This window comes from Gimesia chilikensis (assembly GCF_008329715.1).
In the GTDB taxonomy this organism is placed as follows: domain Bacteria; phylum Planctomycetota; class Planctomycetia; order Planctomycetales; family Planctomycetaceae; genus Gimesia; species Gimesia chilikensis.
The window spans coordinates 78259-93417 of the sequence record NZ_VTSR01000012.1; the positions used below are offsets into that span (position 1 = coordinate 78259).

A 15159-nucleotide genomic window follows, 5' to 3' on the forward strand; every position below is an offset into this window, starting at 1 on the left:
TTTCTGTATCCATTGCGATCAGCGGATGTTAGGTTTGAGCGTCACAAGTGAGTGAAATACCTGCAGCCGCTTAACTTTCATTTGTGAATCGTTGTGTCGATGCCCATCTCCATCGATTGTTGTTTTCCATAGTTGAGGTCTCTACCGTTTCTGGCTCTGACTCAGAGACGTGCTGGAGCTGCAACTCAAGTTTCGGGTTTGAAAACCCGCCACTGACCAGGCCTGTGGAAAAGCATTGAAAAGTTAGTCAATGGTGGCAGGACGAATCCATCGTCTCCTGAAGCTGATTGCGCTGTTACAATCGGGACGAGTTTTTAATTCCGCACAACTTGCCAGCGAATGCGAAGTCAGTCGCAGGACTGTATTCCGTGACCTGAAAACGCTACAGGAATCGGGTATTTATGTGCTCTTCGACGAGGAGAAACAGGGGTATTCACTTCCCTGGAGAACCATCGTTCCTTTCAAGGACCTCACCTTTGAAGAAGCACTGGCCCTGTTCGTGCTGTGCCAGGATCTCGACCAGACCACAGTCGGCCTCCCCTTTGACCAGTTTGCCCGCTCCGCTTCTGCCAAGGTTCTGAACAGTCTGCCCGACGCACTTCGTGAAAACGTCATCGATGCTGCTCAGACCATTTCTGTCTGGGGCACCCCGGTGAATCCAAGTGAGCTCAGTGCCAGTCACCACAAGAACCTGTTTCAGGCTGCCATCTCGCGGAAGAATATCCGCATTCAATACACTGTGCCCGGAGAGAAGAAACCACAGTCCACGATGCTCAGCCCCTATCATATTCTGTACGCCAACCGTCAATGGTACACGGTGGGACGCTCTTCCGTAGACCGCGGGATCAAAGCGTTTCCCGTTCTGAGTATTGTCAAATCCGAAATCCTGGACGAAACCTTCAGTCGCCCCTCCCGCTTCAAACTGGACCGCTACCTGGGCAATTCGTGGGACCCGATTCGAGGAAACGGAAAACGCGTGTCGGTGAAGATTCGCTTTCAGAGTACTCTGGCTCAGAAAGTGTCCCAGATCATGTGGGACCCTTCCCAGGAAATCAGGAAGCTGAAGGGGGGAATGATTGAATTCCGGGCGCGGGTCGACACGCTGGAAGAGCTCGTCGGCTGGGTCCTGAGCTTTGGCGATCAGGCGGAAGTAGTCACCCCGCGGGCATTTCGCGATCTGATTCAGCAGCAGGCCTCCGCGATCGCACAGATTTACAGTAAATAAGGTTTGAAAATCAGCGAACCCGGGGTCAGGAAACAGCGTCATCAGACAAAACAAACCCGATTACTCAGCCCCTGATTCAAAGTGTCAGATTGCGCATGTATACCATTCGCCGGCTTCGCGTCGATTATTCTGCGAAACCTCTTAAAATCCCGGCTGAAACTGCTGACCTGCCCCACCATTGGGTTTACTATTTCGGTTAAGAAACCGTACCCGCAGGCAGGAAATCTCTCGTTTTCCGCTTGAACAGCGCCTGAGACGATGTGTCTCGCTGATCGCATTGAGTATGATATCATCAGGATCGCTGATTTCCCGAAGGGAACGATGCGCAACCGCATCCGCTGGAAGACCTGCCCACCCGGAAACAACCGTCTCTAGTGGAGAGAAACTCTCCAGAGTCATATATCAAGATCGTATTGAAGTGAGGAAAGACAAATCATGTCAGATGGAATTCAATTCGCTGGAAGGACTTCAGTCGAGCAGGTAGAAGAAGGAAACGAACTGGCCCCCAAGTTTGACCAGGACGGTTTGATTCCGGTTGTCACCACCGACTACACCTCAGGTGAATTGCTGATGCATGCCTACATGAATGAGGAAGCACTCAAGAAGACCATTGAACTGGGTGAAGCCGTCTACTGGAGCCGCAGCCGACAGGTGCTCTGGCACAAAGGTGCTACCAGCGGGCTGGTCCAGAAAGTCAAAGAACTGCTGATCGACGACGACCAGGATACGGTCTGGCTGCGTGTCGATGTCATGGGAGGCGGGGCCAGCTGTCACGTTGGTTATCGCTCCTGTTTCTATCGCCGTGTGCCCGTTGGTGAAGAAGGCAAAGAGAAAGGCCTGGCGCTCGAATTTACGGAAACCGAAAAGGTTTTCGATCCGAAAGAGGTTTATGGAGACGCTCCCAATCCAACCAAACTGTAAATCGGTTTTAGTCACGACAGGTGTATTATGAGTCATTTCAGTCGACGTGATTTCCTGGCTGCTTCGCTGGCGGCTGCGGGATCTGCTTATTCGCTCGAAGAGTGGGCTTTTGCCAACCAGAGCGAAACAGCCAACAATCCGAATCTGCACATCGCCCCCTTCCGGTTCGATGTGTCGCCTCCCAAAGGGCATTCCCTCTGTGGTGGCTGGATTAAACCGGTCGTCGGCTACGATGATTCACTGGAAGCCATCGGCTATGTCCTGCTGGGTGCGGGCAAGCCAATTGTGGTCTGCGCGGTCGACTGGACCGGCCTGCTCAACGATGCTCACATCAACTGGCGACAGGCTTTAGCCGAAGCCGCCGGAACGAGCATCGATCGTGTGGCCGTGCAGTGCGTGCACCAGCACAATGCTCCTTTCGCCTGTCTGAACGCCGAACAGATTGTTCTGGAACAGGGAGATCTGCCGCATATCGTCGAGCTGGATTTCTACAACGAATGCCTGGACAAGGGCCGCAAAGCGGTTTCCGCAGCAATTACGAAGGCCGAGCCGGTCACACATATCGCCCACAGCCAGGGCAGAGTCGACAAGGTCGCTTCCAACCGCCGGATCAACCGCGATAAGGACGGCAAGATCATCAGCATGCGGGGTAGCAGCTGTCGGGACGAACGTCTGCGAAGCATGACGGAAGGCACCATCGACCCCTTCCTGAAAACGGTTGCCTTCTACAACAAAGACAAAAAGCTGGTCTCCTGTCACTATTACGCCACGCATCCGATGAGCTATTACGGCGACGGCCGCGTGAGCAGCGACTTTACCGGCATCGCCCGTAAGCAACGTCAGCAGGAAGAACCGGGTTGCACGCACATTTACTTCACCGGCTGTTCCGGAAACATTTCCGCCGGCAAGTACAATGACGGCTCCAAGCCGATGCGAGCTATTCTGGCTCGACGGATTTACGACGGCATCGTCGCTTCCGAAAAAGGGCTCAAACCGGAGCCGGTCGGTAAACTGACCTGGAAAACGCATGACATTTTACCTCCCGTTCGGAGCAGTTTCAGCGTAGAAGAGTTAACGAAGACGATTTCCAACAAAAGCAACAGCGTTGTGAATCGCAATCGCCCTTCCTACATGCTGGCCTGGCTGCAACGGATTGAGAAACAGATCCCGATCACCCTGAGTTCACTGCAGGTCAACGATATCAAAACGCTGCACCTGCCCGCCGAGAGTTTCATTGAATACCAGCTGCGAGCCCAGAAAATCCAGCCGGATGAATTCATCGCCACAGCCGCTTACGGGGACGGGGGACCATGGTACATCCCGGTTGCCGAAGAGTACCCCGCCGGCGGATACGAAGTCAGCGTCGCTTTCTGCGATCCCGGGATCGACGCCATTATGACACAGGGCATGCAGTCCCTGTTAAACAGTTAATCGAATTTCAGAATCGTTCAGCAAACCCCAGTTGAGAGGTTGAGTGAGTCACATGGGTATGACAATTATGCGACGGGTCAAGTTTAACGCCGGACACCGTCTGTTTCGCCACGAAGGAAAGTGCCAGTTCTTTCACGGCCATAATTACATCGCTGATTTTTACGTCACCGGCCCGGAAACGGACGCCGTGGGGCGGATTATCGACTTTGCGCACCTCAAGGCACTGCTGAAAGGCTGGATCGATGAAAACTGGGATCACGGCTTCCTGCTCAACATCGAAGACGAAAACGGTCTGAACGCGATCCGCATGGTCGAACCGACCAAGTACTTCGTACTGCCTTACAATCCGACTGCGGAAAACATGGCCCGCTACCTGCTGGACGAAGTCTGTCCGAATCTGCTCAACGACCTGGGAGTACAGGCCGTCAAAGTCGTGATCTGGGAAACCGAAGAGTCCTGTGCCGAAGCGACTCTGGATCAGAAAGACAAAACGGACGCCGGTCTGCTTGATGCTTTTGAAACCGATTCATTCCCGACCGGGTTTCACTGGTAAGCGACCACACTGAAGACATTGTTCTTCACACGCGCACTAAAAAAGCTCTGGACCAGATCAGTCCAGAGCTTTTTCTTTTGTGTCTTCTCTTCAGCCGCTTAGTCTTCTGCAACGTAAGGCAGCAGACCGATGAAGCGAGCCCGCAGCACAGCGCGACGTACTGCACGCTGGTAGAGAGCTGAAGTGCCTGTCCGACGACGGGGCAGGATGCGTCCTTCGCGATCCAGGAGAGAACGCAGGGTTCTCAGATCCTTGTAATCAACATACACGGGACGTGGAATGTTACCATCCGGGCAGAACCGGCATTTGAGCTTCTTTTTCAGACGAGCTCGTTTTTTCCGACGTTTGACAATCTCTTTGCGGGATAAACCGACTGACATAGTGTTGTTCCTTTTTCATGCGTCGTAAGAACATAGGACACCCGAAAACGGGGCGACGCTGATTTCAGTTTACTGGCAGGGGCCGCGACTCACACGGTGCGGCCATTTCGCTTACCAGCTGGATTTCTTCATGCCGGGGATCAGGCCATCTAAAGCCATGTCCCGCAGTGCGATACGCGAAATCTGGAATTTACGGAAGTTACCACGGGGGCGTCCTGTCAGCTGACAGAGACGACGCATACGGGTGCGGCTGGAGTTACGAGGCAGTTTTGCGAGGCCTTCGTAGTCCCCTTTGGCAATCAGTTCAGCCCGTTTTTCGGCGTACTTCTCGACCAGAGCGTAAATCTTCTTCTGTTTTTCAATCTTTGATTTGGAAGCCATTTATATACCTTCTTCGACAAATTCCAAAATTAGGAACGACAGTTATACTGACTCTCCCGCCAGATCGTCAACTTGCCGGACTGTTTTTGCTCTGAAATGAGCTAAAAAAAGCAATCATTCCGAAATTCTTTACAGCCCCCGGTTGACACACATGTTCATGCGCGCTCTATTTTTTCTCTTTCTGGGGCTGCGGGCGGAAATATTTCATCGATTCGACCACCACCGTGCGGCGGGTCGCGATGCGGACCAGCAAAGAGAGCAGGTAATTGCCCCAGCCGGAAACCATATACTGACGTTTCTTTTCCAGGGCTTTGAGGCCGGTCTTGACCACCTGATCGACGGTCTGATAGCGATGCTTTTTCAGCCAGCCTTCCACGCCGGCCACATCGAAGAACTCGGTCTGCGTCGTTCCGGGGCAGAGTGCAGTCACTGTCACCCCTTTGTCGCGGGCTTCCGCCCAGAGTCCCTCGGTGAAGTGCAGTACGTAACTTTTGCTGGCAGCATAGGCGGACATGTAAGCCACCGGCTGAAACGCGGCGACCGAGGCGATATTGATGATTCCGCCGTGACCTCGTTCCATCATTTCGGGCAGATAGAGATAAGTCAAATCGGTCAATGCGCCCATATTCAGCTGCACCATCTGCATCACCCGTTCCCGGTCGGTCGAGGCGATATCCGAAACCACACTGAAACCGGCGTTGTTGATCAGCAGTTCGATCTGCACGCCACGTGCCTTGATCTCATCGTAGAGTTTCCGGGGTGCCTCCGGTTCGGAAAGGTCCAGCACGACGACTTCTGTTTTGGTTCCATGCCGGGTCAGCAGGTCGGCAGCCAGCTCTTCCAGTTGCTCCTGACGACGAGCCGTCAGTACCAGATGCATTCCCCGTGCGGCCAGCCGGTGCGCAAATTCAAGGCCGATTCCGGATGAAGCACCCGTAATCAGAGCCCATCGATCAGAATATTCGTCTATCACAGCTGACTCTCCAGAAGTATCCTGTTGGAGACTTAGATTTTCCATTTGAAAAGAGGCCGGGAAGAAGTGCTGCCCGCGTCAGGGGGAATCGTAATTGAATTTGTGTCTGGTGAAAACCCCGTAACCACTGTTTATACCCCCGCTTTGATCGATTTTTCGCCGTTTCAAATTGAAGTCAAAGCGGTTTTTTGACCAAATGAGGAGCAAAATGTCATCGATCGAACGACTCAGCCGGGAAGAAGTTCGCAGCGTCGACCAGCGTACGATTGAAGAATTCGGGCTCCCCGGAATTGCCCTGATGGAGAATGCCGGCCGCGGCGTGTTCGAGTTACTCGTCTCACTCAAAGCCCAGGGTCCCATCAAAATCTGTGCGGGTAAGGGGAATAACGGCGGGGATGGCTTCGTCATCGCCCGTCATCTGGACAACGCCGGCATCCCCGTCGAAGTCTATTTGCTCACCGATCCCGAACAGCTCACCGGCGACGCCGCCACGAATTACCAGGTCGCTTCGCGGATGGGAATCTCGATTCAAGCCGACCCCGATCTGCAGGATCCGGAACGATTTCGTGCGTTCCTCGATTCAGCCGAGTGGATCGTCGACGCTCTGTTGGGGACCGGCGTGCAGGGAGAGGTGCGCGAACCTTTCGCCAGCGCCATCCGGATGATGAATGCAGCACCCGCCAACATCCTGGCCATCGATCTTCCCTCAGGCCTCGACTGTGACACGGGACAACCTTTGGGAGAATGCATCGTCGCTTCGCAAACGGCGACCATGGTGGCAGAAAAGCTGGGTTTCGCGGAACCGAAGTCGCAGCAATATACGGGCACCGTACACGTGCTGGGGATCGGTGCACCGCGACAGATCATCACGGAACTCCTGCAAAAACAGTAGTTTCTGTCTGCTCAGCGGCTCTCACTTCCCAGCTGTCATCAGCCGGCAAAATGGAAAAAACAGCCGATTCACAAAAACGGGGGTTCTCAAATCCGCCGTAAACCCGATATATTATAGTTTGCCCGATAACCCGAGTGAGTGGGCCTGTTTGACTGACCGTTGACTACTGCTACCGGTACCTGCGTCAAAACGCAGGGATGAGATTTAGGTCCATGGACAAAAACTTCTGGTTTCTCAAGAACTGTGACCTCTTCGAACGACTGAGCGAGGATCAAATCGCCCAGGTCGAACGGAATGCGTCCGTCAAACAGTTCGCGCGGGGAAACATGGTTTATCTCCCGACCGAAACCAGCGACTCGGTCTACCTGCTGCTCAACGGCAGAATCAAGCTCTACCACATCACGGGAGAAGGCAAACAGGCTCTGCTGGCACTGATCGAGCCGGGCGAGCTGTTTGGGGAACTGGCGATCCTCGGCGGCGGCGAACGTGAAGAATATGCCGAAGCCATGCTGAAATCGACCATTCTCCGCATTCCCGGAGTCGTGATTCAGGATCTGATGCACCAGCATCCCGAAGTCTCTCTGGGTGTGACCAAGCTGATGGGTCTCCGACGACAACGGGTGGAACAGCGGCTCAAATCCCTGCTGTTTCGTTCCAACCGCGACCGGCTAACGCATCTCTTGCTGGAACTGGCAGAAAAATACGGCCGGTTTACCCCCGAAGGCGTTCTGATCAATATCAAACTCTCGCACCAGGAACTGGCGAGTATTATCGGCAGCACACGTGAAACCGTGACTGTCCTGCTGGGCGAACTGCAGGACGAACGCAGTATCGATATCCAGAAACGACACATCATCCTCAGAAAGGCCCGCTATCTGGCTCATTCGATTGATTTCAAACTCAACCCCGCCTTCCAGTCCAAACCGGATCAGTCGGGAGAATTTGTCTTAAGAGGAGCGGAAGCCTGAACTTAGATTGTCCATCCCCAGATAAGCTCAGCAGAAATGTGCAGGAAGTGTAAGCTATCTCACAGATCACACCAGAGCAGACTACGATAATGAACACAGGGTATCACCCCGCTCGAGAACTGGTACAAATCCTACTGTGACAGTAGGAGGTTTAAAAAATGAATACACAACTTACATCCGAAACTGAATCAGAATCTGAATGGAAGGCCTGTGCGCCGGGCGACCTGGAACAATTTGTCACCGTGATGAAGAAGCGGCGTAAAGTCAGCCACATGATCACCGGGGCCGAGATCCTCACCGCCTGTCTGGCCGTAGGGCTGGTCGGCTTTTTTGGTCTGAATTCGTTCTCAGGCTCTGCAGAACCGCCAACCGAACAGGTCGCGAAGAAGGTAGGCAAGAAGTGCCCGGGTGGACTGTACTGTGATGAAGCGCTGAACCATGCGGAAGCGTTCGTCGCTCACAAGCTCGACGCCGAAACAACCAGTAAAATGAAGGAACATCTGGCCCATTGTCCCGGCTGCCAGAAAAAGGTTGATCAACTTCGCATAAACATGCACAATAACGCCACTGCCCACATAGGTCCGCTACAGGAAGAGTCCGAGTGGGATGCGTTTGTCTTGACCTTAAATCAGTAACCGACTGATATCTCCGGTTCCCTGAAAGGATTGAGGGAATGTCCCAGGAAGAAGAAACCCCTGCCGACGACGATCGGCTCTCCAGCGAAGATGACTTTCTGGCTGCCTTTTCGTCATCAGGTCAGGTCGATGAAGAAATCGACGCCGACTACGAACGGACGCTCGAAGCGCTGGAAGCCGTCGAACGGGATCTGGAACTCCCCGAAGAACCTGAGACAGACGAGCCTGCCGCAGCGGCTGCCGTCAAAACCAGCTCCCAGACCGCCACCAAACGGGAAACCCGGATTCCTCCGCGTGCTATCATCGAAGCTGCGCTGTTTGTCGGCGGCAAGCCACTGACCACGAAGAAACTCTGCTCGCTGCTCAACGACGAGTACTCGACGTCTTACGTCGACGATCTGCTCGACGACCTGAACCGCCAGTACAACGACGAGGCCCGCCCGTACGAAATCCGCATGGAGGAGGGGGGCTATCGCCTGATTCTCCGTCACGACTTCGAACGCATCCGCAACCGCGTGTATGGTTTCGGCCCGAAAGAGGTCAAGCTGACCCAGGACGCGCTGGAAGTCCTCGCGCTGGTCGCTTATCGCCAGCCGATCACCAAGGACGAGATTATCGCCGCCGGTAAAGACAAGGCGGCCGGCATCCTGCGACAGTTGATCCGTCGCGAACTGATCGCCATTGAGCGCAACGAAGACAAGAAAGCCGAAGTCAAATACATCACGACCAGCCGCTTCCTGCAGGTCTTCGGCCTGGGAAACATCGAAGAACTGCCTTACAGTGAATCGCTGAATCACAAATAGTTCCGGCGCTGCAAACAGTCAGAGTACAGAGAGAACTATTATGGACTCTCATTCATAGGGGCAGTCTTCTGCGGACGATTCCTTCGAAACAGATAGAGAAGCATGACACTTACAAGCAGAATGCCCAGTAGTATTTTCGATACGGCATTTGATTGAAGCTGCTTCTCATCTGGTATCCGTGGCTTCTCCGGACTTTTCACTGGTGCTGCCGGATTTACTTTCATGATCGCCTGCGCCCATTCCAGTGAAGCCTCCCGGTTCCAGGCCAGTTCATCATGTGGCGCGTAACAGTAAAGGTAAATCACCTTCCCGGCCGGATTCAGAAACGTGGTCGTGCACGACTGAAACTCCGTTCGGCTCCGAACGCCGTCAGACACGGTCCCTTCAAAAAGCATTGAGAAGGAAAAGATGTTCGACGAAGCATGGTGCTCTTTGAAGGGGATAAACTGAGAGAACTTCAGATCCAGGTCTGATCCCGTCTCCTGTTTGACCTGCTCTACAATCCGATCATAAAATTTCGGATCGCGGGAACGGAAATCCTCTATCACAGGATCGTTATTCGCGCGCGTGTTCTCCTGAATTTCCTGAAACCCATCATCTCCCGTAATCGGTTGGGCCATGTTTTTCATCACACGCAGAAAAAATTTACGTCGAATTTCCGGCGACTCACCGGCCCGGGATGCAGCGGCATCTTCTTTTGTAATGTAAAACCCCAGCTGTTCAAATTTGGGATCTGCTTTAGCCAGCATTTCCGCCATCTGGTAAACACGCGGCAAATCCGGAGTCACGCGTACAAACCCGGCGGGCGGAGGAACTTCTATCTCAGTTTCCCATACCTTGAACTTCTCGGCATAAACGCTTGAACTGAGACAAACTAATATCAACAGGATTTCACGCAACCGTTTCATTTCTATCCTCTGAGGAAGCCACGTGCTTCCGCCTTCGTTTTACGATGATGGCGAGCACCGCCATCACAGCCAGGGTCACCAGTGTTGCAATCGGAATCAGGTTTTCGCGTCTGTTATCCGGGAGGCGATCCGGGAACGGAGACGGCTCGGGATTCTGAGCCAGGATCGCCTTTGCCCAGGCGCGGGAGGTGGTGCGCGTCCATTCCAGATCCTTGTAAGGCGCGATGGCCCCCAGGGCGATCAGCTTTCCCTTCACGTTCTGGAAAGTGAGCGTATTGACATTCGCATCCTGGACCTCATCTGCGCCCTCGACCTGCACCCCATAGGACACATACTTCGAGCTGGATAATTCATTGATCGATTCATAATGCGGTTCGAGGGCGACCGTATCTGAAATCTGAAACGCGACATTTAGATCCAACTCACGGCTGAGATCACGACTCAGATTGTCGCGGGTCTGCTTCAGCTTCTCGGCCAGCATGTCCCGGTATTCCTGGTTCCTCTCTTTTGTCGTCAGCTTGAACATCGCGAAATCGGAAGCACTGTAAGAACGTTGTTTGGATTTCTCCGGGATCTGCAGAATCAGGTACCGCGCAGGTTCGACTGGTTCTCCCTGGCGCAGTTGAGCAGCCAGCGCTTCGGTCAGATAGAAATACACGTCCATCCCCTGCCGTTTCGTTTCAGCCATAATCTGATCGAAGGGGAACAGCTCCTTGATCTCCGGAGTCACATTCACAAAACCGGCAGGCTGTGGAATCTCCAGGCGGCTTGTCCCCAGCTGAAAAGATTCTGCCTGTAAAAAGTTTCCGCAGCACAGGATCAGTGCCAGCCAGCAGAAAGATGCGTGCTTCATAGAGTGCCTTCAGTCGGTCTTGATCCGGTTCTTTTTCACGAAGATCGCCAGAGCCACCAGCACAGCGGCTCCGATGAGAATCCATTTGGCGATTTTGTCTCCCTGATCAGGCTTCAGCGGATCAAAGTTTGAAGGATAGGAAGACGCGACAGGCGGCTTGTCGTTGGCAGCGATGATTGCTTTCGTCCAGTCACGGGAAGCGGTGCGGGTCCATTCCAGATCATCCTGGGGTGCGTAACAAAACAGAAACAGCAGCTTGCCCTCCACGTTCATCACGGTCGCGGTCGCTGCTGAGATCTCCTCTACTGGTTCCGCTTCCTCTACTGCCCCTTCTTCCGGTGGCAGATAGATTGTGAGAAACATCGAGACGGCCAGCGCATGCGAGGATTCGAAATGAGGCTCAAACGGAACCAGCTGAGAAACTTCGATTGCGGTCGCCAGGTCGAACTGCTCCTGAATGCCGGTATTGAGCCGCTCGTAAATTTGGGGATCCTTGGCTTTGATCTCCTGAATGATCTGCCGGTATTCGCGCTTGGTCGCTTTTTTCAATTCCAGAAAATTGACGAGACCGACGACCTTGTCTTTGAGTTTTCGATTGGCCTTCAGAATGAATGTCCGTTTGAGTTCAGGCAGCTCCCCCTGCAGGGCAGCCGGTGCTTCCGCTGCGGAGATATAATAGGCCACGTTTTCATTCAAAAGGTCGGCAGAGTCCACCATCTGGCTGTAATGGTAAACTTCTTCCATCGCGGGAGTCACCAATACGAAGTCTTCTGGTGCGGGTATCTCCAGAGTCTTCCCGCCGACCTCAAACTCATCTGCAATAACGGTTCCCAGCAAACACATCACTGCAAACAAGCTCAGCAGCACAAAATTCATTCCGCATCCCTTCAATCAGACCTGATACACAATTGAACAGACATCATGTCACATCGCAGGGGGCAACCGCAAGCAGTAACCGACCAAAACAGGGAGATCGTCGCTGATTCAAGAGCAACGTTGGTCAGCCGCATCGTTACATCAGCAGCAGGGCACCAACGAAAATGGCTACCGCCAGTAGAAGCACCACCAACAGGACCGTGTGATAGACTCGAGGCGAAAGATTACCCGGATCGTTGTCAGCCGTGATCCTGCCTCCACTGATCTGCAGCAACCAGTCAGGCAGCTGACCATAGATCGTATACAGCGTGCCGAGAAGCATCCCCAGGACCAGCAACAGTTGCAGTTTGAGATCACCCCCACCACGGTTCAGCGTCCAGCCGAGCAGGGACGCTAACAAAATCACCAGCAGCCCGGCTGCGATCTGTCTGGATGTCATTGAGAGCGATTACTCCGAGTGTGTCTGACGCGTAATCCAGAGCATCGCGCCAGACCAGAGTGCAATCCCCAGCCAGGCGAGCGTTCCCAATCCCATTGACCGAAACATGGCAGCGCGTCCGGCCATGCCCCCTGGATTGCGTGGCATGTAGAGCTCGGCCACAACCAGGCTGACGACTCCGAGCAGGGCACACAGGGAAAAGACGACCAGAAACACACAGTATTGTTTACGTGAAATGGGAAACGATTTCATCAGAGGACCTCAGGCTTGCCAGAGAATCTAAACTTATTGAATATATCATCAGGTTATATTATGTCGGGCTGTTGTTTCTGGAATCAAGTTTTTTCTGCGAAAGGAAATCATACTCACCCGTTGCATTCGTCGGTAACGTGCATTCAGCGATCACTTTCTCGGGTTCACAGTTCTCCGCAACAGACAGTCTAAGTATTCAGGTCGATGCAGGACTCGCATGCGGTTCAAATTTGACAATTCTGACCTGTGCGTGACTGTCGATCTTCGCCAGGGCATGTTGCATGACGCCGAGCGACCAGTCTTTGCCCCGATTTCCGGACCCTGAACCGATGAGGGGAAAGGCGACGCTCTGGAATTCATGTTCGTCTACCAGCTTCATCGCGTTGATGACGGACTGCGTGACCGAGTACTCGGTCGCGAACCAGAGCAGGTTGATTCCGGCGACGTGGATGATACCGCGATAAGGCAATCGTCCCGCGGACGTCAGCCGGGCTTCTCCCAGGGGAATCGCGCCCTGTTTCGCGACCTCTTTAAACGGCGTCGTTCCTCCCTGTTTCTTGATCGCCCCCGATACGCCTTGAGGTAACAACAACCACCAGGGAATCACGTTGCGGTTCCAGCTGTTGACGATCACTTCCACAGGTTGCTCAAGAATATTCCCGCTGACAATTTCCACATTCATCGATTCGACCAGCTCCAAAGGTGTCTGTTATAAGAGGGGATAGCCTCTCCCTCCTGTCAATCAGACACACTCAGGCTCATTTTTTGTGCCTGTTTCCTGATTAATTCCCCGAACCTGGTCACGCCAGGGAAGTGATCTGCGCGCATTGTCGCCGGGCTCACGTCATGCCGGGCAACTGCAGACGTCAGCCGGTAACCGAGCAGGTAGTCGAGGCGTTCCAGATCCGCGCGCCAGTAACCGGCCCCCGGCTTCGTCCCCCGCAGCGTGCGCGAGCCGTCGACATCGGTGATTTGCAGTTCGTCCTCGAACTCAATCAGTGACCTCACGGCTTCTTCGTCTGCGAAGACGAGGCCCGTCAGTCCGGTCTCCTGAAACGCGATCCGCGTATCACCGGCGAGGGGCAGCAGTAGATCGCGTCCGCTATAGCTGAGTGTTTTCATTTTCTATCTGTATTTTTTCGAATGGCCAGTGACAAAGCGATCATGAAACGTCTGCACGGTCGTTCGCAATCGGTTATCCAGCAGCGGTAAAACCTGATTCAGAATCTCCTCGGGCACGCCGCCATAAAAGGGTTGGGCGATCGCCCCGGCGATACAGGCCATGGTATCAGCATCGCCGCCCAGTGAGATCGCATTGCGGATAGCCGATTCGAAATCGGACGACTCCAGAAAGGCGATGATCGATTCCGGGACCGAGCCCTGGCAGGAGACATCGAATACATAATGGGGGCGGATCTCTTCCAGCGTTCTCTGCAGATCGTACTGAAATTCATGCTCGACAAAGTCCTGAATCTCTGCTTTCGTTTTTCCCGTACGTGCCAGAAAGACGCAAGCTGCTGTAGCCTGGGCACCATAAATTCCCTGCTGATGGTTGTAGGTCACCTCGGCTGACTTTTTTGCCAGGTAGAGACAGTCGGCCATTGTTTCTGCAGCATAAGCCACCGGGCTGACCCGCATGGCAGAACCGTTCCCCCAGCTCTGGTAGGGCATGCGCTGTCGCAACTGAGCCCAGGTCAGAAACGTGTGTCCGTAGCCGGCATCAGGATAGAGTCTGACATACCGCTGCAGCGTGCTGACCAGATCCGAGTCATGTAACAGCCAGTCCGCAACCGCGGCTGTGAGCACTGTATCGTCGGTGAATGTCGACTCTTCGCGAAACAGATAGAACTGTGTCGACTTCGTTGGCACATGCTCGAAGTAAGAACCGATCACATCACCGGCAATAGCGCCCCACATTACGGAAGCCTCACTGCGACAGGGCAATGGAATTTGTTTTTCATCTCAAGACAGATCATAGAATCCTCTCGATTTAAATGACAACCGGCAGCCCTCACAACAGCAGCTCTCCAGTGAGCCAGCGTTCCAGATACTTCGACAGTGAGGGGGCACAACAGGTTCGACTGTCTTCTTCGTGGGTCCATACAAATACATCAGGGCGACGGACGGCTCCGGCCTGAATCGGAAAAGCGAACTGATCTCCATTCCCGGCGTCGGCAAAGAACAGCAGGTGATCGAAGGGCATATACAGTTCGGGAAAGTCCGGATTCTCACGAAAGGCCTGGTTTTCCTGAACGATGCGTTCCAGCTGCCAGATCAGCCCCAGACCGTATTCGCCCTCGACGCCATTCGATTCCAATAACAGGCTTGCCAGGTCTTCAGGCAGTGCGACGCCCAGTTCAGCTTCCGCCTGCTGAATCTCGTGCCGTTTGACACCGGGAAAGAATTCTGCAGCGCTACATAACTTCAGAATCTGTTCTTTCCATGACATGCAACGGTCCTCTCGATCAAAGAACTGAAGACTCTCTGAATAGATACTTCAGGGTATCGACTGTGAAACCGAAGCTCAAGAATTTCTTCAGCAGGGTGGCACCGAATGCAATTGGGTGTTGGCGGAGACAACAAGAGGTTGCAGTGTGAATGTTGCCTGTTGAGCAGATTTACTTCACTCCATTTGGAGTAGATAGGAACAATGACTCCGGGTTGAAAGC

20 protein-coding genes are annotated in these 15159 nt (G+C 53.6%); 8 read left to right on the forward strand and 12 right to left on the reverse strand.

What is annotated here, in order from left to right; genetic code table 11:
- Window positions 1-250: 250 nt before the first annotated feature.
- From FYZ48_RS17260 to FYZ48_RS17275, 4 genes are all read left to right on the forward strand, one after another.
- The gene (locus FYZ48_RS17260) at window positions 251-1225 is read left to right on the forward strand and encodes a helix-turn-helix transcriptional regulator (protein WP_149342595.1); all 975 of its coding nucleotides are present in this window, start codon (window positions 251-253) and stop codon (window positions 1223-1225) included.
- Window positions 1226-1660: 435 nt separating this feature from the next.
- Complete coding sequence (gene hisI / locus FYZ48_RS17265) at window positions 1661-2146, forward strand: phosphoribosyl-AMP cyclohydrolase (protein ID WP_145045806.1); 486 nt, start codon at window positions 1661-1663, stop codon at window positions 2144-2146.
- A gap of 27 nt (window positions 2147-2173) precedes the next feature.
- Window positions 2174-3577: a hypothetical protein gene (locus FYZ48_RS17270; RefSeq protein ID WP_149342597.1), complete on the forward strand. Its 1404-nt coding sequence runs from the start codon at window positions 2174-2176 to the stop codon at window positions 3575-3577.
- A 52-nt stretch (window positions 3578-3629) separates the two neighbouring features.
- Window positions 3630-4130, forward strand: coding sequence for a 6-pyruvoyl trahydropterin synthase family protein (locus FYZ48_RS17275; protein WP_145045810.1), 501 nt, complete (start codon window positions 3630-3632; stop codon window positions 4128-4130).
- 98 nt (window positions 4131-4228) lie between these two features.
- Here the strand turns inward: FYZ48_RS17275 and rpsR are convergent, their stop codons facing one another.
- The 3 genes from rpsR to FYZ48_RS17290 form a co-directional block, all read right to left on the reverse strand.
- A complete protein-coding gene (rpsR, locus tag FYZ48_RS17280) occupies window positions 4229-4510 on the reverse strand; it encodes a 30S ribosomal protein S18 (RefSeq protein ID WP_145045814.1) in 282 nt (93 codons plus the stop codon).
- Window positions 4511-4621: 111 nt separating this feature from the next.
- Window positions 4622-4891 (reverse strand): 30S ribosomal protein S14, encoded by a 270-nt coding sequence (rpsN, locus tag FYZ48_RS17285; protein WP_149342599.1) that lies wholly within the window; start codon window positions 4889-4891, stop codon window positions 4622-4624.
- 166 nt (window positions 4892-5057) lie between these two features.
- Window positions 5058-5864 carry an SDR family NAD(P)-dependent oxidoreductase gene (locus tag FYZ48_RS17290; RefSeq protein ID WP_242022696.1) on the reverse strand — a complete coding sequence of 269 codons (807 nt, stop codon included), beginning with the start codon at window positions 5862-5864 and terminating at the stop codon, window positions 5058-5060.
- 208 nt (window positions 5865-6072) lie between these two features.
- Between FYZ48_RS17290 and FYZ48_RS17295 the strand changes: the two genes are divergently transcribed.
- From FYZ48_RS17295 to scpB, 4 genes are all read left to right on the forward strand, one after another.
- Complete coding sequence (locus tag FYZ48_RS17295) at window positions 6073-6756, forward strand: NAD(P)H-hydrate epimerase (RefSeq protein WP_149342603.1); 684 nt, start codon at window positions 6073-6075, stop codon at window positions 6754-6756.
- 212 nt (window positions 6757-6968) lie between these two features.
- Complete coding sequence (locus tag FYZ48_RS17300; RefSeq protein ID WP_149342605.1) at window positions 6969-7724, forward strand: Crp/Fnr family transcriptional regulator; 756 nt, start codon at window positions 6969-6971, stop codon at window positions 7722-7724.
- A gap of 158 nt (window positions 7725-7882) precedes the next feature.
- Window positions 7883-8359: a zf-HC2 domain-containing protein gene (locus FYZ48_RS17305; protein WP_145193527.1), complete on the forward strand. Its 477-nt coding sequence runs from the start codon at window positions 7883-7885 to the stop codon at window positions 8357-8359.
- 38 nt (window positions 8360-8397) lie between these two features.
- Window positions 8398-9162, forward strand: coding sequence for an SMC-Scp complex subunit ScpB (gene scpB / locus FYZ48_RS17310; RefSeq protein WP_149342607.1), 765 nt, complete (start codon window positions 8398-8400; stop codon window positions 9160-9162).
- 38 nt (window positions 9163-9200) lie between these two features.
- Here scpB and FYZ48_RS17315 read toward each other — a convergent pair whose 3' ends face one another.
- The 9 genes from FYZ48_RS17315 to FYZ48_RS17355 form a co-directional block, all read right to left on the reverse strand.
- Window positions 9201-10070, reverse strand: coding sequence for a hypothetical protein (locus FYZ48_RS17315; RefSeq protein WP_149342610.1), 870 nt, complete (start codon window positions 10068-10070; stop codon window positions 9201-9203).
- Entirely contained in the window at window positions 10054-10923 is an 870-nt protein-coding gene (locus FYZ48_RS17320; RefSeq protein ID WP_149342612.1) for a hypothetical protein, read from the reverse strand. Before FYZ48_RS17320 ends, FYZ48_RS17315 begins: the two co-directional genes overlap by 17 nt.
- A gap of 9 nt (window positions 10924-10932) precedes the next feature.
- Entirely contained in the window at window positions 10933-11799 is an 867-nt protein-coding gene (locus FYZ48_RS17325; RefSeq protein ID WP_149342614.1) for a hypothetical protein, read from the reverse strand.
- A gap of 136 nt (window positions 11800-11935) precedes the next feature.
- Window positions 11936-12238 carry a hypothetical protein gene (locus FYZ48_RS17330; RefSeq protein WP_198422238.1) on the reverse strand — a complete coding sequence of 101 codons (303 nt, stop codon included), beginning with the start codon at window positions 12236-12238 and terminating at the stop codon, window positions 11936-11938.
- Window positions 12239-12247: 9 nt separating this feature from the next.
- The gene (locus FYZ48_RS17335) at window positions 12248-12490 is read right to left on the reverse strand and encodes a hypothetical protein (protein ID WP_149342616.1); all 243 of its coding nucleotides are present in this window, start codon (window positions 12488-12490) and stop codon (window positions 12248-12250) included.
- 196 nt (window positions 12491-12686) lie between these two features.
- Window positions 12687-13172: a macro domain-containing protein gene (locus tag FYZ48_RS17340; protein ID WP_149342618.1), complete on the reverse strand. Its 486-nt coding sequence runs from the start codon at window positions 13170-13172 to the stop codon at window positions 12687-12689.
- A gap of 56 nt (window positions 13173-13228) precedes the next feature.
- Window positions 13229-13612, reverse strand: a complete 384-nt coding sequence (locus tag FYZ48_RS17345) for a hypothetical protein (protein ID WP_149342620.1) — start codon at window positions 13610-13612, stop codon at window positions 13229-13231.
- 3 nt (window positions 13613-13615) lie between these two features.
- Window positions 13616-14407: an ADP-ribosylglycohydrolase family protein gene (locus FYZ48_RS17350; RefSeq protein ID WP_149342622.1), complete on the reverse strand. Its 792-nt coding sequence runs from the start codon at window positions 14405-14407 to the stop codon at window positions 13616-13618.
- 94 nt (window positions 14408-14501) lie between these two features.
- Window positions 14502-14939 (reverse strand): SMI1/KNR4 family protein, encoded by a 438-nt coding sequence (locus FYZ48_RS17355; RefSeq protein ID WP_149342624.1) that lies wholly within the window; start codon window positions 14937-14939, stop codon window positions 14502-14504.
- Window positions 14940-15159: the final 220 nt, after the last annotated feature.